Here is a 21,770-nt window from a genome sequence, read left to right on the forward strand (position 1 = left end):
GGTCTTAAGCCCCGAACTCTAGGCGACGAACGCCGAGTTGCTGTTGCAAACGATTAACGATAGCGGTGTGCATTTGGCTGACGCGAGATTCTGACAGGTCCAACGTGGCCCCGATCTCTTTCATCGTCAGTTCTTCGTAGTAGTACAGAATGATGATCAGACGCTCGTTGCGGTTCAACCCTTTGGTGACCAAACGCATCAGATCGTTTTTCTGGACGCGACGAGTGGGGTCTTCACCCTTCTTGTCTTCCAGGATATCGATCTCACGGACGTCTTTGTAGCTGTCCGTTTCGTACCACTTCTTGTTCAGCGAGACGACGCCGACGGCGTTGGCTTCGCTCTGCATCTTTTCAACTTCTTTGATGTCGATCTCCATGTGAGCCGACAATTCTTGGACGGTTGGTGCACGACCAAAACGAGCTTCCAAGGTCTTCGTCGCGGTGGCCAGCTTGCTGGCTTTACTGCGGACCAGACGTGGCACCCAGTCCATTTTACGAAGCTCATCGAGCATCGCCCCACGAATACGGGGCACGCAGAACGTTTCGAACTTCACGCCGCGTTCAGTGTCGTAGGCGTCGATGGCGTCCATCAGGCCGAACATGCCGGCACTGATCAAGTCATCCAGCTCCACGCCGTCGGGCAGACGTTGCCAAATGCGTTCGCCGTTGTAGCGAACCAATTGCATGTAACGTTCGACCAACTGATTCCGCAGCGGCTCGTAATCAGGCGCATCTTTCGTGGTGGATTTGAAAGAAGTCCATACCTTCAAGATCGGGTCGTCAGCAGTTGCGGTAGCCGGCATAGAATCCTCCGTGATGATCACTGATTGCTAACTTCATGTCCGCATCGGAAATCCGCTGCGTGTCCGTCACTAGCAATGAAATAAGTCTTGGTGTGTTTGAACGTGCGAGTCAATCAGCATCCGTGCCGTCAACAGTCCGCCGTCACTTGGTTTGGTTTTCGGTTTCTTCCGATGCCGTTTCGGCGACACCTTCCTGAAACCACTTCACTCGTTTGCGATACAAGTCTTCCACTCCGTCTCGGATCAACTGATCCGCAATGGCACCTGCCAAACCTCCGATGCCCATGAAAACGATCAGAGTCCCGATCGCTTCCGAAGCAACATCTCCGGCCATCTCTCCATGCCAGATTCCGCGAAGGACAACCAGTCCCATGGCGAATGATCCAAGCGATAGAGCCAATGATCGGGTCACGTCACCGTCCAAACAGTGGAGGCAGGCCAGAAAATAAAAACGGGTCGAATTCTTCTATCCCAAACTCGTTAAACGGACACTTCAAAAAAAGTCTCAAGTGACTTTCGTCGATCACGTGCCGTCGCAGTTCAGAGTATCGGTCAGCTTCCCGTTGATACTTCAGTCAAACTTTTCGAAATTAGGCCGCCTCGCCGTAGTGCAAAGATTCGTACCCGTCCATTGTTTCAAATCCCATCTCCCCCAATCCAGCCGTAGGCATGTGCGGCAACAATTGTGCCACCAGACCCGAAGCGTCAGCCACGGCGATGTCATCGGGGACTTGCTGACCATTGGTCAGATAGCTCAGCGGCGGCGCGACGATGCGATCACGCCCCGTCAACGCAGCCAACACAGATGCCATACAAGGTGTCTCATCAAGCTTGGTCAGCGTGACCGCGTTGGCTCGCACTGGGGCGAAACCTTCTAGCGTCGTTCGAATGTTTTCACCCGAACTGGTCGCACTGAGAACCAAGTGTGTTTCGTCTGGATGTGCCGCTCGCAGAAACTCAGAGAGCTGTTCGATGCGGGCATCACTTCGCGGGCTGCGGCCGGCGGTATCGATCAAAACCAGATCGACATCCCCCAGTGCACTCAGCGCCGTTTCCATCTGTTCGGGTTTCTCAACAACTTGCATTGGCAAGTCCATGATCTCGGCGTAAGCCTTCAGCTGCTGGACCGCCGCGATTCGGTATGTGTCAATCGTTAGCAAACCAACCCGCCGACGAGCTTCGATGCGGAAACCTGCCGCCAGCTTGGCTACCGTGGTGGTCTTGCCAACGCCTGTCGGTCCAACCAACGCGACCACATGACGGTCGCCAGGCTGAGTTCGAATTGGTCCACACAAGTTCAGCTCTCGTGCCACTGCTCGCTGCAGATGTTCCATCCAACGCTGGTCCGACTGCACCGCAGATTCAGAATTCGCGATTCCCGCTGCAAAGCTGGACGCCGAAGCCATCCATCTGCGAGCGGTGGCTTCTTCCACTCCAGCTTGAAGTAACCGCAACGAAAGCGAATCCGCAGGACTCAGCTCTCCAGATGCGTAGCCCGCACCATAGAAACCGCCCTGCCCTGCCCCATGGCTTGCGTTGGCAGGACCAGAATTCCCGGTGCCTGACGACAGTTGGTGTGACGGGTCATAGTTGTGATACGCCGCGTCAACAGGATTCTGCCCCGGGGAAACGGGTACTCCGCCGGGATTGATTGTGCCGGCGTTGAGATTAGGTGTCCCCGTTGGCGACGTGCCATAACCGGAGGATGCCGCCACGGAATTGACCGAACGGACATCAGCGGGCTGTAGCGGTTCGTCCGCGTAGTTTGCTGGAACGCGACTGCCGGAAGCATCGTGCGAAGTTCCATCCGCAGGACCACTGTGCAATCCCGCAGTGACTTCCACATGAGTCCGGCCAAGCCAGCCCATCCAGCCATTGCGGACCTGCCGCGTATGAAGCACGGAAGCTTCCGGGCCCATTTGCTCTCGGATGTCTGCAAGGGCTGCTTGCAGATTCGCTGCTCGAAAAGTTCGGATATGCATCAATCACTCACCACGCCGTGTGACTGGATTTTTGTGTCTTGTGTGATCTCGTTGTACGACAACACACGAACGCGGGGCATCGATCCTGCGATGATCTGGCGAAGTCCCGGACGAATCCGAGGACTGACCAAAATGATCGGGGTATGTCCCAACGTGATTAGTTTCTTAACGGCTTGGGAGATTTTGTCGCAAGTCGAGTCCACTGCTTGAGGACTCATCCGAACAAAAAGTCCTCGCTCGGTATGTTCGATTCCTGCCGCAATGCGGTCTTCCATCGCTGGGTCGAGCGCCACCACATGCAGTTGGCCCAATTCGTCGCGGTAGCGTGTGCTGATCGTTCTCGCCAAACGGTGACGAACATATTCGCTGAGCCAAATCGGATCCTTCGTCCGCCCCGCATGATCGCCCAGAGTCTCCAAGATGATGGCCAATTGTCGAATCGGCACATCTTCGCGAAGCAACGTCTGCAGGACTTGTTGGACATCGCTGATCTTCAGCATGCCTGGAATCAATTCCTCCACGACAGCCGGAGCCGCGTCTTTCAATTCGTCGATCAAATGCTTCGTTGCATCGCGGGTCAACAATTCGTCCGCATGACGGCGAGCCAACTCTTGCAAGTGAGTTGCCAAGACCGCACCGGGCTCGACCGTTGTGTAACCATAAATCGCGGCTTGTTCGCGGCGGATCGGATCGATCCAAACCGCTGGTTCGCCAAACGTTGGATCTTTCGTCGGTTCCCCATCAATCACACCCGTCGTGTGTCCGCTGTCGATTGCCAACAAGCGATCCGGCAGGACACGTTGTTTGGTCAGTGGGTTTCCGGCGATTCGGATTTCGTATTCGTAATCGTGCAGATTCATGTCGTCGCGAATCCGCACCTTGGGCAGCACCACACCGATGTCGCCCGCGATTGAATGTCGGACACCCGTGATCCGCTGCATCAGATCGCCGCCACGGTTCGGGTCAGCCAACGACAACAATCCCAGACCGATGGCCAATTCCATCGGGTCCACGTTCAAGTAATCCTCGACCCGCTTTTCGGCCGGTGCGGACGCGGCAGCCTGTTCGGCCTCTTCGGCGTCCAACTCGTCTTGTTCGTCTTGTTTGTTTTGCCGGTTCATGACCACGGCCAAACCGATGCAACTGGCTCCCAGTGTCGCCATCGGCAGTGCTGGCAAGCTGGTCAAAATCAACAACGAAAGAAAGCCGCCGGCAACAGCGAGTGCTTTTGGATTGCTGAACAACTGCTGCAAGAACTGCTCAGGCAAACTGGCTTTGCGAGCACTCCGGGTGACCAACAAACCCGCGGCCAACGAGATCAACAGCGCGGGCACCTGACTGACCAAACCGTCACCGATGGTCAGTTTGGTAAATAGCTCCGCAGCTTCGGAAACGGTCATTCCGTACCGCATGACGCCGATGTACAGACCACCGGCCACGTTGACCAACGTGATCACGATGCCAGCGATGGCATCCCCGCGAACAAACTTACTGGCACCATCCATCGCCCCGTAAAAGTCGGCTTGGTTGGCGATCTCTTCACGGCGACGCTGGGCTTCCTTTTCGTCAATCAAACCCGCGTTCATGTCGGCATCGATCGCCATCTGGCGACCTGGCATCCCGTCCAACGCGAATCGGGCGGCAACTTCACTGATCCGAGTCGCACCCTTGGTGATCACGATGAACTGAATCAACACGATGATCACAAAGATAATGATCCCGATTTCGATCCTGTCCCCGGCGACAAATTCACCGAAACCTTGGATCACACCGCCAGCGGCACCGCCACTGCCGGACTCGGTACTGGTCAAAATCAATCGCGTTGTGGCGACGTTCAGCACCAAACGGGCGAGCGTCGTGGCCAACAACAACGACGGGAAAATGCTGAAATCCAGCGGAGTGGAGACGTACACTGTCGTCAGCAACACGATCACACCCACGGTGATGTTGGTTGCCAACAGCAAGTCCATCAGGAACGGCGGCAGCGGCACGAGAATCACCACCAAACACATGATGATGCCAATCGGCAACACCAAATCTCGGTAGCGCATCAATAACTGCATCGCCGGTCGTTCCTTCGGGCTCGAGCGTACTCATCTCATGGCAGCACCTTCCCGGTGCTCCCCAAGCCCGACGGTATCAAAACTTCTTTTTCGTCGAAAGTGAAGAATTCGACTCAAGTTAGGAGGATGATCGACCGAGAAAGCGGCGACATTTCCAACGCACGGACTTTCACATGTGAACGCCGAACCAGACCGGCTTCAGGCCTTCACCTGCAAACCAGAAAACGCCTTTTGCAGTCCGAGTTTGCCGATTTCGGCTTGGATTGCTTTCGCATCAGCGTTTTCGAGCGTCAACGAGATCTCATCGGCCAACAATTGAGCAAACAGAGACCGAGCGATCGGCAACTGCCGCTTCACCTCGGAGGCGGATACGCTGCGTTCAGCCAACTCAGCGACCCGACCAGCAATCACCTCGGACGATTCACCAGAATGGTCCGCGACCATTCGCATCACGTCGTGAACCAAGTCGTTGACTGGCTCGATAGCGACCACACCAGCATCGCCCGAATCGACTTCACCTGATTCAATTCGGTGAGCCCGCGTTCTTTCACGATGCTGCTCACGCTCGAGAGCCCGCCAAGTCCTCTGCAGCAATCCTTCTCGCCAATAACTGAGCCACTTGCGTGATTCTGTTTTCGCGGAATCCAGATCCAATTCACGCGGAGCGACCGATTCGCCGGCTTTTTTCGCCTTGGCCTCGATCTCGGTTACCCGAGCTTTCGCGGCCGAGCGGAGCCCGAGAATCAAAAAGTCCCGCAATCGGCCCTTCGCGTGACCGGAATACCCGGCTTTGACCAAATGCGAAATCAGAATAGCCAACGCCCGATCCGCATCCGATTCACTGCCCAATACATCCGTCAGCAACCGACGCATCGGCGGCAAATAACGCAGCACAAACCCGGCGGCGCTGCCCGCTCCGGTCCATGTCTGCCGAGATCGGCTGAGCCGCACCTCCGATGAGCCGGTCAGCGATGATGCTGCCAGATCGCCCGCATTCGCTGACTTCGATAGCTCTTCGCGAGCCGAAGCATCAGCGTCGGTCGAAGTGTTGGGATGGGAAACGGCCGGAGGATTCATCCCCGCATTCTAACTCAGCCATGTCACCAAGTAGCCTCACAGACCCCCGAAACCCCGCATCTTGTCGCTAAATTCGGCTGCCAAGGACATATCCACTTTCGGGAAAACGGCTTCCGCTCAATCTGTTTTCCAGCGAACCGCCAAACCGGGGGCCAATTCAGGCGAACGGTCTCGGGAGTTGAAGCGGGTGCTATTTCCCAACCATCCTTCCTGCGACAACACCAGCGTGACGACACCGGGAGACGATCGCAAAAAATCATCCAACGCTCTGGAAACGAAGCGGATTCCGTCGGGCTGGTCCTTCAAACCTTCCCCCGAATTATCGAACTGCAACTTACCGAGCGGGACCAAATCGCTCAGGCCATTTGCCACGGGACTGGCCTCAAACGAGAGAGCCCCTTCTCCGGTTTCGCTCCAATCCAGCGGGCCGATGCCACCGGGGGTCCTCAAATCCGATGGCCAACCGTGGACCAAAATCTGTCCCGCACCGGGGTGCGAATTCGGAGCCATGCTCAGCAACAAAGCGGAACGATCGATTCGCTGCAGAACAGAGCTTGCCGAATCATCCCCGGCCCCAGACGGCGGAGCCAACTGCGTCAGATCAAACCTCAGAAAAGCGATCGCCAACACATCTTTGCCGTTCGCTCCATCTCGATGAGCAACGACGGCGGGCTGCTTTCCAAAGTCCTCCTCGCTTCCTTTGCGAACATATGTGTCCGCACCTTTTCCGGCACGCGTTCGAATGGTTTCAAACCCCAACAGATCGCCGGACTGCAAATTTTCGGTGACTTCGAATTGAGATGTCATCGAGTCAACGTGTGCCCCCGCCGGCGATTGCAGTTCGAAGATCACATCAAAACGCTCCTGGGCCAAGTTGTTGGTCAAGAACTGAACCTCGATCGATTGGGTCTCGCCCGGCGCCGGCAACTGCCTTGGCGAAAAGGATCGGGGAAACGCGGGAGCCTTGCGCTTGAGCTGCCCTTCTTGTTGCAAATAGGTCGTGATGCGAGCGACCTGCCCCGCTTGCGAATAACGAACTCGCGGATCGTTTTCACGCGAGTCGGCTTGGTTGGTCAACTGCAACCGAAACCTGGCCATTTCGCCAACGGGAATCTCGGAATCAGCAATGACCTTTCCCGTTAGCTGCAACGCTCCCAGTTCAGCAGCCAGTACCGAGGGTGCAGCGTCAGCCGTCGAAGCCGACTTCACTGATTCCATCGGCGTGCTCTTCGAAGCTTTGTCGCTTAGCCCCCACCACACTCCGCCGGCAATCAGTGCGACAACGGCCAACCCGGCGACGGCAAACAATGCCTTGTTTCCTCCACCGCTGGTCGTCTTCGTCGTCGCAGTCGACTGAGAGCCCTCTGCCACCGACGAACCGTTGCTCGACGTCGGATCGACTTCGATCGCCAAGCCTGCTTGTTTGGATTGTTGAATTTGCTCCGACACTGCCATCAGTGCTTTGCGAAAGTGCCCCGCTGTTTCGTATCGCTGCCCGGGTTCCTTGGACAACAACCTCATGATCAGTCGTTCGAGCGGTTCGGGCACATCGACTGGTTCACCGTTTTGCTTTCGTTGGGAAAGAGTCAACGGTTCACGGCAGAGAATGTTGACGAGTTGTGAGGGCGTGTTGGACGCCAGCAACGGAACCTTCCCCGCACACATCTCATACATCACAACACCGAGCGAATAGAGATCGGTGCGTTCATCGACCGTTTCGTTGCGAGCTTGTTCGGGCGACAAGTAACCCGGTGTGCCGACGACGCTGTCACCGCGAGCCAAACCTTGCACCGCCGATCCAGCGACCGCCAAACCAAAGTCCAAAATCTTGACGCGTTCGGAAGGCGATTGAATCCACAGGTTTGCCGGTTTGATGTCTCGGTGAATGATCCCTCGATCGTGAGCGGCTTCCAAACCCAAGGCGACTTGATCTGCGATCGCGATCACTTCCTCTGAGCTGAATTGGCGACCGGATTGCAGCAGCTCCTCCAACGTTCCTCCCTGCAACAACTCCATCGCCAAGAAAGGTGTGCCATTGCGTTGGCCAACCTCGAACAGCGTCGCGACATTGTCATGATGAACCGCGGCCATCGAGCGAGCTTCCTCGACGATCCGCTTGCGACTGTTCGGCGATTTCGCGAATCGCTCGTTCATCACCTTGAGAGCCACGGTGCGTTGCAACCGAGTGTCTTGCGCTCGGTAGACATGCCCCATGCCGCCCTGACCGAGCAACTTGATCACACGATACGGCCCCAATCGGCCCAATTCGCCAGCTGCTTCTGGGGGATCCAAAAACTCAGGGGGTGAATCAGGTGCGGGCGGTGAATCGGTCATGAAATGCCGGGTTGCGATGGGAATCCAATGCATTCCACCTGTCGTCGATGCGTTTGACCGGCTGGCAGGCCGCCCCGCCCGACTCGTTCGGCAGAATCCAACCCTGCAGGGTAAACACTGGCCCATCGCCCAACAACTCTTCCGCCACGGAAATCTGTCCCCATGGAATCCATTCCGGGTCTTGATACGATTGGCCGCTGGATTGGGCGAAGACCACCGCCCTGCCCTGAACATCTACCCGCTCTGAACATCTAATCGCCTTCTACCCGCGACGAGCCCGTGTCACGAACCGCTATCCATGATCTCGCCGACGGAATGACGTTGGCCCAGCCGTTCCAAGCTGCTGACAAACAACTGCGAGTCAATCGTCAGGGTGGCAAGTACATCCTGCTGAAGTTGTCCGACCGATCCGGCACGATCGTCGGAATGATGTGGAACGCGGACGAAACCACCTTCGACACGTTCGACCGCGGGGACTACATCCACTGCACCGGCCGCACCCAAATCCACAACGGATCGCTGCAAGTCATCCTGACCGAGATCCAACGCATGGATCCCGCAGAAGTGGACCAAAGTGATTTTGATCGGTTCGACGCGACCCAAGCCGACAACAACTTCACGCGTCTGAGAGAATTGCTGGCCACGATCTCCCAGCCCGCCCTGCATGCGTTGGCCCAGTCTTACCTGAACGACGAATCGTTCGTTCAATCGTTTCGACAAGCCGCCGCAGCGGTCTCCAACCATCACGCTTATCCAGGCGGACTGCTCGAACACACCGTCAACATGATGGAATTGGTCCGACTGATCTCACCGCGATATGCCAAGGTCGACACGGACCTGTTGTTGATGGGAGCCTTCCTGCACGATCTGGGGAAGATCGACGAACTTCGAGCCAGCGGCGAGATCAGCTACACCGATCGGGGGCAACTCGTTGGGCACATCGTCATCGGCGTCCAACGCTTGGGCGAAAAGATCGCGGAAACCGAAGCCACCACCGGCCAAAAGTTTTCCACCGGACTGCGGCATCAATTGGAACACTTGATCGTCAGTCACCACGGCGTGCTGGAATACGGCAGTCCCAAGATTCCGGTCACGCTCGAAGCGGTTGCGTTGCATCACATCGACAACCTCGATGCCAAGCTTGCCTCGTACTCTTCGATCATTGATTCCGACATCGCCGCGGATGGTAACTGGACCAACTACACCCCATCGATCGGACGCAAACTCTGGAAGGGCGACTCGTGAATTCGACCTCACAACCTCAATCCAATTCCACCTCGCAAGACGCTGGCAAAGCGGTTGTGTTGCTGTCCGGTGGACTGGACAGCGCCACCTGCGTCGCCATCGCCCGCGACAAAGGATTCGAAGTCCACGCGATCAGTTTTCGGTACGGCCAACGCCATGACGGCGAACTCGACCGCGCGGCGAAGCAAGCCAGTTTGATGGGCGTGGTGTCACACCGCGTGATCGACATCGACTTGGCGCAGCTTGGCGGGTCCGCCCTGGTGGACTCGTCCATCGCCGTCCCCAAATCGGATCACGTTGACAAAATTGCGGGCGACATTCCGGTGACCTACGTCCCAGCACGCAACACAATCTTTCTGTCCTACGCCTTAGCGGTTGCAGAAACGTTGGGCTCACGAGACATCTTCATCGGCGTCAACGCGCTCGACTACAGCGGCTACCCGGATTGCCGTCCAGAGTTCATTGACGCATTTCAAACGATGGCACGCTTGGCCACCAAAGCAGGTGTGGAAGACGCGCACTCGCTCACCATTCACACGCCTCTGTTGCACTGGACGAAAGCCGAGATCATCCAGCGCGGCATCGAGCTCGGAGTGGACTACTCCCAAACGCTGTCCTGTTACGATCCACAAGGCAGCAGCGACGAGATGCGTCCCTGCGGCCAATGCGACGCGTGCCTGCTGAGAGCGAAAGGTTTCGCAGAAAACGAAATCGCCGATCCCGCCATCGGCTGAGACAACGATCCGGTTGATGTGGACTTGGTTGCGATGACGCTTGGCCGTTGAGGCCTGCCCGACGGAACAGTTGAGGACAACTGTTCTACTCTCGCACCCCGAAGGGTTAGCTCACTTCAGCAGGAACCCGTTGAGGTTCCAACCGGTTTCGGTGGTTTCGACAAATCCGAACGCGTTGCGGAAGTACTTCTCGACCTCGCTGAACGCTGGCCATTTGCTGACGTTCAAACGCTCGATGGGTTCGTCCGCTTTGGGCTCGTCGCCTTCGAGCATTCGCCGGACCAAAGAAGCAAGAACCGAATCACTGTTCTTCAACTCACCTTGGCGTTGAAGTTCGTACTTCGCTCGCAACGACTGACGCAGACGCACCACGCGTTGAAAAGCCACTTCATCGGCTCCCATCTCGCTGGTCATTTCCAGCAGTTCTTTGACTTCATCCAGGTCTGCGAGCTTGTCGCCCTGTCCAGTTTGCATTCGCTTCGCGACATCGACCAACCACTCCACGTGGCTACTAAACACCAGGTGTGGCTTCTTGGAACCCTTGCCCGCAGGGACCATCGCGATGGCCCATGTGTTCAACAGCGGAGTCTGTTGTTCATCGATCTCTTCCTCGAAGCCGAGATCATCGAAAAACTCATCATCCAGTTCATCGTCGCCGCTGCCGTGTTTGACTTGCCAAATCTCAATCCCTGGAACCGTGTCGACTTTGAAAACATCCGGTTCGACTTCCATCGCTTTGCGAACCGCCGTTCCAATTGCATCCGCATCACGGACTTCGATCGCCACCAAGACGCGTTCCGAATCCACCGTCGCGGGCAACGTGTTGTCAGTCAGCAACAACAGGTGTTCGGAAAGGTTTGGCAGAACATTGTTCTCAATATCAATTTGCGGCCCTTCCTCGTCGTCGCGGATGCCTTCAATGCTGGGCCGAAAAATTTCGTTGTCGAAGGCTTCGTCGACCAAAGTCTCCACCGCCCAAAACGCTTCTTCGATCTTCCAGTTCACTCGCGTGAGGCTGGCTGTGTTCGCGGGAACCCATGCCGGAATCTCATCCAGCGGAGTGTTAGGAAATTGCAGCATCCGAGCCGCCAAACGATAGCGACTGGGTTTGTCGGTCACGGGTGGAGCATGCACGTAACCACGATGCAGCAAGTCGAACTTGCCCTGACCCACGACCGCGATACCACCGGCCGCTTGCAAGGCATCGAACCCTTGGTTTTCCAATAGATTCAAAATGCGAACCTTGTTGCCACGATCCACTTTGGCAACGTCGCGAATGATCCGGCCCATCGTCAACGGTTTAACGAACCATTCAACCTGCGAACCTTCCGTTTCGATTTCACTACGCGACAGAGCCTGCTTCCAAACGGTTCGCAGCAAAGGTGCCTTGTCCAAGGAATCTTCGCGGCCATCGTTTGCAATCGCGTCCAGGATCTCCAACACCACCGAATCACGATCCGATGCGATCACGCGATCTTTGGTGAGCGAGACAACAACTTGTTCGATCTTCAGTTGCCCAGGTCGCGTCTTTGGTCGGTAAACGCGAACGGTCTCGCCCGCATGAGTGACATCGGTGCGGGTTGCGCCGTCGGCTTTCAGATCTTGATCAACTCGCTTCAAGACATCTTCCGCTTCCGCGTGCTTTCCGCGAATGTCGGCCACAACACAAACCGAAGAAGGTCGACGGTTGTCGTTTTCAAAGGGCAACCAAACCGCAATCACTTCTCCAGTCGCGATCTCGTACAGTTCTTTTGGACGCAAGCCGACCTTGTCGCCGAGCTTTTCCCACACGGCACCTTGGCTGCCAAAATTGGCATCGATCAATGGCTTCATCGAAGGGTCATCCGTGATGCCAGACAGTGTTGTCTTCTTCCACGAATCACACAGCACAGTCAGGTTGGGAATACGCACCACGCCGGCCGCTGTATCGGGCAACAACTTCAACGCCGTCATCAAAACTGGTTTGGCATCGCCCTGCTCTGCTCCAGCTTTCTTTGCGGGCCCAGCTTCCTTTGCGGGTGCCGCATCTTGAGCGACCAAATGTGATCCAATCAAACACACGGCCAGAACGGCTGTCATCACATGGAGCACCGCGACGCGGCGAGCCTGTGTTCGACCGTCGAAGTTGGAAAAATATATTCGCGTGGGATTGATCACTCGTTTGTCCGCCACTTGCACCCGTTGAAAATTCATTCAAGATCCGTCTGAAATCATCGGAATCCATCCGAGCCCGCGTCTCTGCGCGACTGGCTCAGCCGGCCGATATCGTAAACCCTTCCATTTCGGGCCGAAATGCCGATGTCACCATCCATCGCCTGATTTGTGCCCTTGCAAGAGACCAAAATGACCGAAACGCAGGAAACTCCGTACCAAAACCCCCTGATTGAGCGTTACGCGTCACGAGAAATGGCGTTTCACTGGGGCCCCCAGCGGCGATTCGCATCCTGGCGAAAGGTCTGGATTGCACTCGCGGAGGCCGAACAAGAACTCGGAATCGCGATCACCGATGCCCAAATCGAACAGCTGAAGTCGTTCGAAAATAATTTAAATCTGGATGCGGCGGCCAAATACGAACGCGAACTTCGCCACGATGTGATGGCTCATGTGCACGCATACGGGGACCAATGCCCGGACGCCCGTGGGATCATCCACCTCGGCGCGACCAGTTGCTTTGTGACCGACAACGCCGACCTGCTGCTAATTCGCGAAGCTCTTGAGCTCACGGCCAAACGCTTGGCGGCCACGATCGACCAAATGGCAAAATTCGCTGCCGAGCACCGCGACCTGCCCTGCCTCGCCTTCACCCACTTTCAACCGGCTCAGCCCACCACGGTCGGAAAGCGAGCATGCTTGTGGATCTACGACCTGGTTCTTGATCTCGAAGCGATCGAACATCGTCTCGAAACGCTGCGAGCCCGCTCGGCCAAGGGCACCACGGGAACCCAAGCCAGCTTCCTCGAGTTGTTCTCTGGCGATCAAGACAAAGTTCGAGCTCTCGAAAAACGTATCGCAGAAAAGCTCTCGTTCGATTCTGTCTACGCCGTCACCGGACAAACCTACCCTCGCAAAGTCGACGCTCAATTGCTCGACGCCCTGTCCGGAATCGGGCAAAGCCTGCACAAGATCGCCACCGACATCCGCTTGCTAGCCGGCCGCAAAGAAGTCGAAGAGCCGTTTGAGAAGAAGCAAATCGGCAGCTCGGCGATGGCCTACAAACGCAACCCGATGCGGAGCGAGCGAATCTGCGCTCTCGGTCGGTTTGTCATGAGCCTGCAAAGCAGCCCCGCGATGACCGCGGCGACTCAGTGGATGGAACGTACGCTCGACGACAGCGCCAACCGCCGCTTGGTCATCCCGCAAGCGTTCTTGGCGATCGACGCGGCACTCGTGTTGATGCAAAACGTTGCCGACGGGATGGTCGTCTACCCAGCCACGATCGCGAAAAACTTGGGCGCCGAACTGCCGTTCATGGCGACCGAGAACATCTTGATGCAAGCGGTCGCTGCGGGCGGTGACCGTCAAGATTTGCACGAGCAAATTCGCGTGCACAGCCAAGCCGCGGCACTGGAAGTCAAACAGAACGCTGGCGACAACGATCTGCTGGAACGTCTCAAAGGCGACGAGAACTTCGCCGGCATCGACTTGGAAGCTGCGATTGATCCGCACGCTTACGTGGGGCGAGCTCCCCAACAGGTCGACGAGTTCATGGAAGCGATCATTGCTCCCATCCGCCAGCGATACTCTGGCAGCGACAGCTTGAGCGTCGAAGTCACAGTCTGATTTCAACGAGCAACTGCCTGTCAACGCAAAGATCTCGCCGGTTCGCATGGCACCGGCGAGATCAAGCTTCTCTCTTGAATAGTCCGTTTCTTAGAACAAGAAGATCGTGTCGATACCGAACGTGGTTTGTTCGTCTTCGTCGTTTTCCAAGATACCGGTCACGTCGGCTCCGTCTGCCCAATCCCAGCGAATTTCGGGACGGATCAAGACGTTGGCGTGCGGTTTGACGTTGGCACCCAAGGTCAACGCGTAGACGTCAACGTTGCCACCATCGAACACACCCGCGTCGGCGTCATACCACTCAAAGCGGCTGCCCAAGGCCAAACAATCGCTGACCGTGTAGATCAGGTAGTTGTTCAGACCGTAGGTCTCTTTGAAGTTGCCACCGTTGCCGTCTTCGGCGTCCAAGTAATCTGACTGCAGGACATACTGCAGTTGATCGGTCAACGCGATGTCGGTGACGATCGAGTGCATGTAGCCTTGCGATGTGGTGCCGGCTGGCTCATCTGCAAAACGTCCCGCAACCGTTGCGTAGGTCACGGTGACGTCGTCACTCATGGCCAACGAAACACCGCCCAAGAACGAGTCGCCGTTGTCTTCGAATCCGCTGTCCCAGCCCAAGGTGTAACCACCGTAGAGAGTCAGGTCTTCGCCAGCGTTGTAAGTCGCCAATGCACCGGTGTGGGTGAAGGGCTCGCTGTTGTACATCGTGTAAGCGTGGCTGTAGAAGAAGTTGTCTGGAGCGGCAACGACTTCGTAACCAATGATCGTGAAGAAGCGGCCAAACTTCACCGACAGGTCTCCGTAGCCCACTTCGCCGTAGACCTGTGGCAACGCACTGCCATACTCGCCGCGATCCCAACCGGTGTCCCAGTGACCATTGTCGATGCCGAACGCTTGCGTGTCCTGAGCATCGATGCCGTAGACGTAGTCAATGCGTCCGCCGAAATCGAACCCGTCCGAGGTGTCGATCGCTTTTTCGGCGTAGAACCAAGCTTGATGCAAGTTGGCTTCGTCGGGGCGGTTGTTGAACAAAGGCAACGCTTTGCTGTGGTAGCCCATTTGAACCCAGCCGCCGACGGTGTAGCCACAGGCTTCGCCGAACAGGGTGAACGGATCGCCGAGATCGCAATCGAACATGCCGCAGCCACCATCGTCGAACAGGCCGCCTCCCATGTCCCCACAACCACCATCGCAGGTCAGTTCGCCGCAACCACATTCCATTTCGGGAAACGTGTCACACGATTCATCACAACTGGCGTTGAAGTGCCCCACGGGGACAACTTCGGACTGACTGGTGGCCATTCCACCTTGATAGCTTGCGTCAGCCACGAATCGGTCGGCGGCAGAAACGCCATTGAGGCTTCCCAATCCAACCAAGCCACCGAGGGCCAACCACAAAGCAGCTCGTTTCGATTTCATCTTGCTCGTCCCTGATCGATTTCAAATGGATTCGCCGCGTCCACAGTGACTGCCACCTTCCATGGCAGCAAACCAGTCAACCGTGTCGACCGCCAAGTAGAGGCGATTCCTTGCTGGGATGTATCGTCGCCGCGGCGCGTTGTAATTGAGACCAACGCCATAGAAACCCCAACCCGAATCACCGGAAAATCCGGCCCCGCGTTAAACTTTGCGGGTTAGGAGGTTGATCCGGCGAGTCTGAAGCCGTCGGTCATGCTCTTTGAAATCTTGAACGCAAACGAAAAAAAGCCGGCTCATCGCATTTCTGCGGTGAACCGGCCTCTTGGATCTCACGAAATCTTCGTTCGGGGCAGCTTAGAAGGTGAAGATCGTATCGAAACCGAAGGTGGTTTGATCGTCGTCATCATTTTCCAAGATTCCGGTGGTGTCGCCATCGACCCAGTCCCAACGAACTTCGGGACGAATCAAGACGTTGGCGTGAGGACGGTAGTTGATACCGGTCGTCAGAGCGTAAACGTCGCTCCCGGTGTTGTTGCCGTCATCGAAGACGCCTTCGTTTTGGTACCACTCGAAGCGGCCACCCAAGGACAAGCAGTCATTGATGTTGTAGATCAAGTACTGGTTGATGCCGAACGTGTCGCGAACGGTTGCACCAGCAGCATCTTCGCTATCCAGTACGTCCGACTGAATGATGTACTGCAAGTTGTCGCTCACAGCGTAATCAGCAACGATCGAGTGCATGTATCCTCGTTCGGCTCCGCCAGCAACGCCTTGACGCTCGTTGAATCGACCAACGGTCGTGGCGTAGGTCAGGGTCAAGTCATCCGTCAAACCAGCCGAGAAACCACCGAGGTAGCTGTCGCCGTTGTCTTCAAAACCGCTGTCCCAACCCACCGTGTATCCACCGAATACGCTCAGGTCATCCGAAACGTCGTACGTTGCCAAAGCACCGGTGTGGGTGAAGGGCTCGCTGTTGTACATCGTGTAAGCGTGGCTGTAGAAGAAGTTGTCCGGAGCGGCAACGACTTCAAAACCAATGGTCGTGAAAAATTTACCCACTTTGACCGACAGGTCGCCGTAGCCCATTTCAGTATACAACTGAGGGATTGCGTGACCGTAGTCGCCGCCGTTGTCCCAGTCGTTGTCCCAGTGACCGTTGTCGATTCCGAACGCTTGCGTGTCGGGTCCGTCGGTACCGTAGACGTAATCAATACGTCCACCGATGTCGAATCCACACGAAGTGTCGATGGCTTTTTCAGCGTACAACCATGCTTGTTGCAACTGAACGTTGTCGGGACGGCTGTTGAACAAAGGCAATGCCTTTGTGTGGTAGCCGATCGACGCCCATCCGCCGACTTCGATGCCGCAGACGTCGCCGAACAGTGTGTAAGGGTCGTCCAAGCAGCAGTCGCCCATACCGGGCAAGCAGCTTCCGAGGCCACCGCCGCAGAGCGAATCACAACCGCTGTCGCAGCCTGAGTCGCATCCACAATCACCCAAGCAACCAATGGTTTCGCAACCGCAAGTCACTTCGTTCTCGCAACCGGTGTCGCAGCCGCCAACAGGCTCACAACCACACACGGGCTCACCACAATCGCAAAGCGATGAGGTGCAAGAGACCAATCCAATATCATTTGCTGAAGCGCCGGTCAGGTTCGTGGCATTAACGCCGCATGCAACCGCTGCGATCAGAGCTAGTTTACTAAGCTTCATTGCTTTCTCCGTTGATATCCCAATCCAATTGGGTCGTTTCGTGTCACCAAGATTCAAAATGGATGCTGTTCGAACGGGAAGCTGTGCCCCCACAATTAGGGAGGGCCGATCTCTCGCTCTCAACGATGAAACAAACGCAGTCCATCGCTCTTTCAACGCACACGCTGCCTGCCGCCGATGGCACATCGAAACTTTCAGGCAATCGCTTCGGAATTCGAATCAATCACCTCGAGAAATTTCGAGTGAGTTGAAAGCAATCCATCATGTCGTCGGGAGAATTCATCGGTGGGTTAGCGGGATCTGTCCTCAACCGGTGCACAAAACGACTTAGAAACCGCCCGCGAGGTGCGCAACGCGCCTATTGATCCTCATCTGCGGGTCGCTCTCAACGTTCCAGCTGGGCAAACTTTGACGCTTCCCACTCCGAACACGCCCCGCATCTGAAAATCCTGCTTTCAATAAAACGTTCCACCCGCTATCCTGCGGGGCTTCTCCCTGAAACCAGGGATTTTGACCGTCTCAAACCACATTCATGACAATCACCGCGAGCGGTGGCGGAGAATCAGATGGCACGACAGTGCGAAGCGTGCGGCAAAAAAGTCCAAATGGGCAACCGTATCGAAACCCGGGGTAAAGCGAAGTACTTGGGCGGTGTCGGTACCAAGATCACCGGCTGTACCCGCCGTAAATTTGTCCCCAACTTGCAAAAAGTTCACGTGACATTGCCAAACGGCACCAATAAATCGATGCGAGTTTGCACGCAGTGCATCCGCAGCGGTGTCGTTCGCAAAACGGTGAAAACCAAACCATTTGACGTCAGCGGCAGCAAAAAGTCCTGATGTCCAGTTCCGGCAACGGCAGCGGTGGTTCGGTCGACATCCAAAAATTGGCTCGACTGGCTCGACTTCAGCTTACGGAGCAGGAGCAAACCGATTTTGGTCCGCAAATCACGGACATCCTCGGTTTCGTTGAACAATTGTCCGAACTCGACACCTCCGGTGTCGAGCCGATGACGAGTGCGCTGGACGTCGAAAACTGCTTCCGCGACGACGCTCCCGACCAAAGCCTGTCATCCAAAGCGGCGACACGCACGGCTCCCGCCTCTCAAGACGGCACGTTTTTGGTACCACCAGTCCTGGGAAACACTTCTTCCAAGAAGTGAAGCGTCACGAGTAGGACTCCCGACAAAGATTCGATCCCAGAACCCTGCGAGTGCCGGGCGGAAACCACCGCTGCCAATCGATACGCAAGCACTTTCATCAGAAAGCCTTGCAAATGAGAGAGACGCGCGGATATCAAAAAATCCGGCTCAGCTACCAACTAAACGGAACGACGCTCGGACGGCCATTGGATACGAACCCAACCGGCTACAGATCGACAACCGTGTCGCTTGCCGAATCGTCTTGATGCTTCCGCAACTGCTCCATCGCTGCCAAAGTCGCATCGCAATACGATGACACGGCTGTCCCCCAGGCCTGTTCCTTTGTGGCCTGGCGGGCTTGTTGCAACAACTGGTCGACATCCTGCCAATCCAACATCCAATTTCGCTCTTCAGAAGTCTGGCGAAGCTGGGTGATCACATCGTCCATGCGAAGCAAGAACGCTTCATGCGAATTGGCCCTGAATCGGCGGTAAGGCCCGGTCCCCAACGCGGTTTCTCCGCTTCCGATATCGAGCGATTCACCCGAATCCCAAGGACCACCGCTCCCCGCCGGATCGCCTGAACCACCCTGCCCTGCCCCAGGCATGCCGGGCATCCCAGGAACAGGTGACGAGCCACCTGCCGAACTCCGGTCTCGAACACGACGCGTTTTCAGTGGCCGCCTGCGTTCATTCGGCTTGAACACACCGCTCGCCCATACCGCGGCTGAGATCGACCCCAGTATGAATGCGACGATTGCCGAGCCCACGAACCGCGGACTGACCAAAGCTGCCGCCAATCCAAAACCGACCGCTCCCGTCCAACAGAACGCGGTGGTCGCAATCAACGCCCGCGAGGAAACCTCATCCGCTCCCAGAGAGCGGGACTTTCGAGGTGCTCCATTGTTCTGAGTTAAATGCTCATCATCAACTTCGACAACGATCAAAGTGATGTTGTCTGGACCGCCCCGCAGATTGGCCAGATCGATCATCACCCGTGCCGCTTTATCGACATCGAGCGAATCCAGCAGAACGGCCAATTCGTCGTCTTCGATTTGCCCAGTCAGCCCATCGCTGCACACCATGAAGCGATCGCCGACCTCCAGATCAAACGGCCCCTCCAAATCAACCAACACCTCAGGAGAGGGCCCCAACGACCGAGTGATCACATTCTTGGGAATCGACTTGCTGAAGACACTGTCGCTGTGAACTTTTCCGCTGGCTTGCATCTCCCAAACCAGCGAGTGATCAAACGTCAACTGCTCCAGCACGCCTCGCCGCAGGCGATAAACTCGCGAATCTCCGACGTGTGCCACATAAGCGGCACCGTTGACCAGAACCAGCGAACTGGCGGTCGTTCCCATGTTCAGGAACTCAGGATTACTTTGTCCGCGTTCGTAAATCGCGGCATTGGCCAGATGCACGGCCTCAGAAATCGCGTGCTCAGGAGCCTCTTCTCGCGATTGGTAGTAGTGCATCGAAATGCGTTCACTGGCAATCTGCGATGCCAACTCACCGGCCGCGTGGGCTCCCATTCCGTCAGCGACGACGAACAGGTGCCCACGTTGGTTCAGACGTTCGGCGGACTCAGCGATTAAAACCGCCGATGAATCTTGATTGTTCGCACGTCGCATCCCGACATGGGTCTGCTCAGCGAACTTCACTCCGGGGCGCCATGAACCTGACAAACGATTTGTGACCGAGAACTTGTAACCGAGAACACATCCGACCGACGAACTTAAACGCCTCTTACAGACTACTTGACGAATTGTAAGTCGCCACGTGTGTTGAACCTAGTGCATTGAAGGCTCTGACGCCACGATTTTGATAGCTTCACCTTCGAATGGACGTCACACGGTCGTTTGAATAAAAAAAGCGATCAACGCATTCCTCAAACAGGAGCGATCAACTCAGCTGCCAATCGACAAGCGTCCAAGAACTCATCCACCATCAAGTACTCATCCACCGTATGGATGGACGCCTGACCACACCCCAATGTGACCGCTTCGATGCCGTGCAGCATCAACCAATTCGCGTCCAAACCGCCATTGGCGACTTCACACTGTGGAGAACGCCCCAACTGCGAGATCAGGTCCGTCGCCGCCAGCACAGACGGGTGATCCTCCGCCAATCGAAACGCCTCATAATCGACTCGGCTGCTGAACTCAAAGCTGCCTGCCCGGCCCTGGACGTCCTTCACCGACTGAACCGCATTTTCGATCGCAGCTCGCATCTGAGACACGATTTCGGCACGAAACTCGGCATCGTGGCTGCGAGCCTCGGCCCGCAACTGAACTTCTGGCGTGATCACATTTGTCGCATCGCCACCCTGAAACACACCGACATTCGCGGTCCCGCGACGCCCGTCCTTTTCAACCAGCCCCAACCAGCCGTTGCGATGCAGACTGCTGATCGCTTCGGATGCAATCACAATGGCGCTGACGCCTTTCTCGGGAGCCACACCGGCATGAGCGGCATGCCCGTGGATGGTCACCTGAATCCGTTCGCCACCGATTGCTCCATGACGAATTTTGTCGAGTGCTCCGCCGTCGAAGTTGAAGGCTCGGTCAACACGGCCGACTTTAGACACGTCCAAATGACGCGCACCTTCCAAACCAACCTCTTCCTGAATCAAGAACGTGATCGCGGCCGGAGCCAGTCTTAAATTGGGATTCTTTGCCTGACGCGACAATCGCTCGACGATCGCACTGAGAATCACCGCACAACCGCTGCGGTCATCGGCACCCAAGCCCGTTGGCCCATCAGCCACGACAATTCGGCCTAATTCGTCGTCATCGCGAATCAGAGGGTTGGATCCGACACAAATTGGAACAGTGTCCATGTGTGCGGAAAGCAACGTCCGCGGCAACGAATCGTCGCCCGGCAACGTGACAATCAAATTGCCCGCGTTGCCATCCAAACGGGTCTTCGTCCCAGCGTCATCGGACTGAATCCAGTCCGGATCCACTCCCGCGCGAACCAACATTTTCTGAATCGCGGACGAAATGGCGGCTTCATCGCCACTCTTGCCGGAAATTCGGGTCAGTTCGAGAAAGCGATCCAAGGCTGCGGACTCATCGATCGCGGCCCATGACGAAGCACCTTTCGCGTCAGCATTCATCGCTTCAGACTGGCTCATCGCGTGCGGCTAGCACGACGTGGCGACTGGTCTTCCACGCGAATTGGCTGTGCCGCGGTGCCGGTTTGTGACTGATTCAACCGCCCGATCGCAAACCATCCGGCTGCCAACAGCAATCCGCTGGCGGCAAACGAGGCCAACATCGGAACGACGTGAGCGGGTTCCGCGGCGTAGTGAGTCAAACCTTCCGTGCTGCCATGCCCTGGGTGTGCCGAAGCGGGAACGGCCAAAACCAAAGCGGCAATCGAGCCAATGAGTGAACGCGACAAAATGAACTCAGAAGAATCAAGAGAAATGAGAAGAGCCGATTCACCGGCAGATTTCACCTTCGGCGACCAA

17 protein-coding genes are annotated in these 21,770 nt (G+C 56.4%); 5 read left to right on the forward strand and 12 right to left on the reverse strand.

Annotated elements, in window-relative coordinates:
* Positions 1 to 4: 4 nt before the first annotated feature.
* The 6 genes from RE6C_RS17455 to RE6C_RS17480 all read right to left on the reverse strand — a co-directional run bounded on the left by RE6C_RS17455 (position 5) and on the right by RE6C_RS17480 (position 8,291).
* The gene (locus RE6C_RS17455; RefSeq protein ID WP_008658619.1) at positions 5 to 823 is read right to left on the reverse strand and encodes a FliA/WhiG family RNA polymerase sigma factor; all 819 of its coding nucleotides are present in this window, start codon (positions 821 to 823) and stop codon (positions 5 to 7) included.
* 121 nt (positions 824 to 944) lie between these two features.
* Positions 945 to 1,175, reverse strand: coding sequence for a hypothetical protein (locus tag RE6C_RS17460; protein WP_007338662.1), 231 nt, complete (start codon positions 1,173 to 1,175; stop codon positions 945 to 947).
* Positions 1,176 to 1,392: 217 nt separating this feature from the next.
* A complete protein-coding gene (gene flhF, locus RE6C_RS17465; RefSeq protein ID WP_039962385.1) occupies positions 1,393 to 2,784 on the reverse strand; it encodes a flagellar biosynthesis GTPase FlhF in 1,392 nt (463 codons plus the stop codon).
* Positions 2,784 to 4,835, reverse strand: a complete 2,052-nt coding sequence (gene flhA, locus RE6C_RS17470) for a flagellar biosynthesis protein FlhA (RefSeq protein ID WP_008658626.1) — start codon at positions 4,833 to 4,835, stop codon at positions 2,784 to 2,786. The genes flhF and flhA overlap by 1 nt, the downstream gene beginning before the upstream one ends.
* A 210-nt stretch (positions 4,836 to 5,045) precedes the next feature.
* Positions 5,046 to 5,924 (reverse strand): hypothetical protein, encoded by an 879-nt coding sequence (locus tag RE6C_RS17475; RefSeq protein ID WP_008658628.1) that lies wholly within the window; start codon positions 5,922 to 5,924, stop codon positions 5,046 to 5,048.
* A 117-nt stretch (positions 5,925 to 6,041) separates the two neighbouring features.
* Positions 6,042 to 8,291 carry a serine/threonine-protein kinase gene (locus tag RE6C_RS17480; protein WP_236618299.1) on the reverse strand — a complete coding sequence of 750 codons (2,250 nt, stop codon included), beginning with the start codon at positions 8,289 to 8,291 and terminating at the stop codon, positions 6,042 to 6,044.
* 246 nt (positions 8,292 to 8,537) lie between these two features.
* On the opposite strand from RE6C_RS17480, the gene RE6C_RS17490 reads away from it, so the two are divergent.
* Both RE6C_RS17490 and queC read left to right on the forward strand, forming a co-directional pair.
* Positions 8,538 to 9,503 carry a 3'-5' exoribonuclease YhaM family protein gene (locus RE6C_RS17490; protein WP_008658633.1) on the forward strand — a complete coding sequence of 322 codons (966 nt, stop codon included), beginning with the start codon at positions 8,538 to 8,540 and terminating at the stop codon, positions 9,501 to 9,503.
* The gene (gene queC, locus RE6C_RS17495) at positions 9,500 to 10,237 is read left to right on the forward strand and encodes a 7-cyano-7-deazaguanine synthase QueC (RefSeq protein ID WP_008658634.1); all 738 of its coding nucleotides are present in this window, start codon (positions 9,500 to 9,502) and stop codon (positions 10,235 to 10,237) included. The genes RE6C_RS17490 and queC overlap by 4 nt, the downstream gene beginning before the upstream one ends.
* 111 nt (positions 10,238 to 10,348) lie before the next feature.
* On the opposite strand, the gene RE6C_RS17500 is transcribed toward queC, so the two are convergent.
* Positions 10,349 to 12,430, reverse strand: a complete 2,082-nt coding sequence (locus tag RE6C_RS17500) for a hypothetical protein (RefSeq protein WP_008658636.1) — start codon at positions 12,428 to 12,430, stop codon at positions 10,349 to 10,351.
* Between the two features lie 150 nt (positions 12,431 to 12,580).
* Here RE6C_RS17500 and purB point away from each other — a divergent pair, with 150 nt between their 5' ends.
* The gene (purB, locus tag RE6C_RS17505) at positions 12,581 to 14,017 is read left to right on the forward strand and encodes an adenylosuccinate lyase (RefSeq protein WP_008658637.1); all 1,437 of its coding nucleotides are present in this window, start codon (positions 12,581 to 12,583) and stop codon (positions 14,015 to 14,017) included.
* A 90-nt stretch (positions 14,018 to 14,107) separates the two neighbouring features.
* Here purB and RE6C_RS17510 read toward each other — a convergent pair whose 3' ends face one another.
* Together RE6C_RS17510 and RE6C_RS17520 are read right to left on the reverse strand one after the other, a co-directional pair.
* Positions 14,108 to 15,439 carry a porin gene (locus RE6C_RS17510; protein WP_008658638.1) on the reverse strand — a complete coding sequence of 444 codons (1,332 nt, stop codon included), beginning with the start codon at positions 15,437 to 15,439 and terminating at the stop codon, positions 14,108 to 14,110.
* Positions 15,440 to 15,793: 354 nt separating this feature from the next.
* Positions 15,794 to 17,020, reverse strand: coding sequence for a porin (locus tag RE6C_RS17520; protein WP_008658640.1), 1,227 nt, complete (start codon positions 17,018 to 17,020; stop codon positions 15,794 to 15,796).
* Between the two features lie 698 nt (positions 17,021 to 17,718).
* Between RE6C_RS17520 and rpmB the strand changes: the two genes are divergently transcribed.
* The gene (rpmB, locus tag RE6C_RS17530) at positions 17,719 to 17,991 is read left to right on the forward strand and encodes a 50S ribosomal protein L28 (protein ID WP_007334954.1); all 273 of its coding nucleotides are present in this window, start codon (positions 17,719 to 17,721) and stop codon (positions 17,989 to 17,991) included.
* Entirely contained in the window at positions 17,991 to 18,314 is a 324-nt protein-coding gene (gene gatC, locus RE6C_RS17535) for an Asp-tRNA(Asn)/Glu-tRNA(Gln) amidotransferase subunit GatC (protein WP_008658642.1), read from the forward strand. The genes rpmB and gatC overlap by 1 nt, the downstream gene beginning before the upstream one ends.
* A gap of 205 nt (positions 18,315 to 18,519) precedes the next feature.
* Here gatC and RE6C_RS17540 read toward each other — a convergent pair whose 3' ends face one another.
* The 3 genes from RE6C_RS17540 to RE6C_RS17550 all read right to left on the reverse strand — a co-directional run bounded on the left by RE6C_RS17540 (position 18,520) and on the right by RE6C_RS17550 (position 21,700).
* Positions 18,520 to 19,956: a PP2C family protein-serine/threonine phosphatase gene (locus tag RE6C_RS17540; RefSeq protein ID WP_008658643.1), complete on the reverse strand. Its 1,437-nt coding sequence runs from the start codon at positions 19,954 to 19,956 to the stop codon at positions 18,520 to 18,522.
* A 227-nt stretch (positions 19,957 to 20,183) separates the two neighbouring features.
* Positions 20,184 to 21,431, reverse strand: a complete 1,248-nt coding sequence (locus tag RE6C_RS17545) for a M20/M25/M40 family metallo-hydrolase (protein WP_008658645.1) — start codon at positions 21,429 to 21,431, stop codon at positions 20,184 to 20,186.
* Entirely contained in the window at positions 21,428 to 21,700 is a 273-nt protein-coding gene (locus tag RE6C_RS17550; RefSeq protein ID WP_236618301.1) for a hypothetical protein, read from the reverse strand. Before RE6C_RS17550 ends, RE6C_RS17545 begins: the two co-directional genes overlap by 4 nt.
* Between the last annotated feature and the right edge of the window lie 70 nt (positions 21,701 to 21,770).

Origin of the sequence: Rhodopirellula europaea 6C, assembly GCF_000338295.1 — a bacterium.
GTDB lineage: Bacteria > Planctomycetota > Planctomycetia > Pirellulales > Pirellulaceae > Rhodopirellula > Rhodopirellula europaea.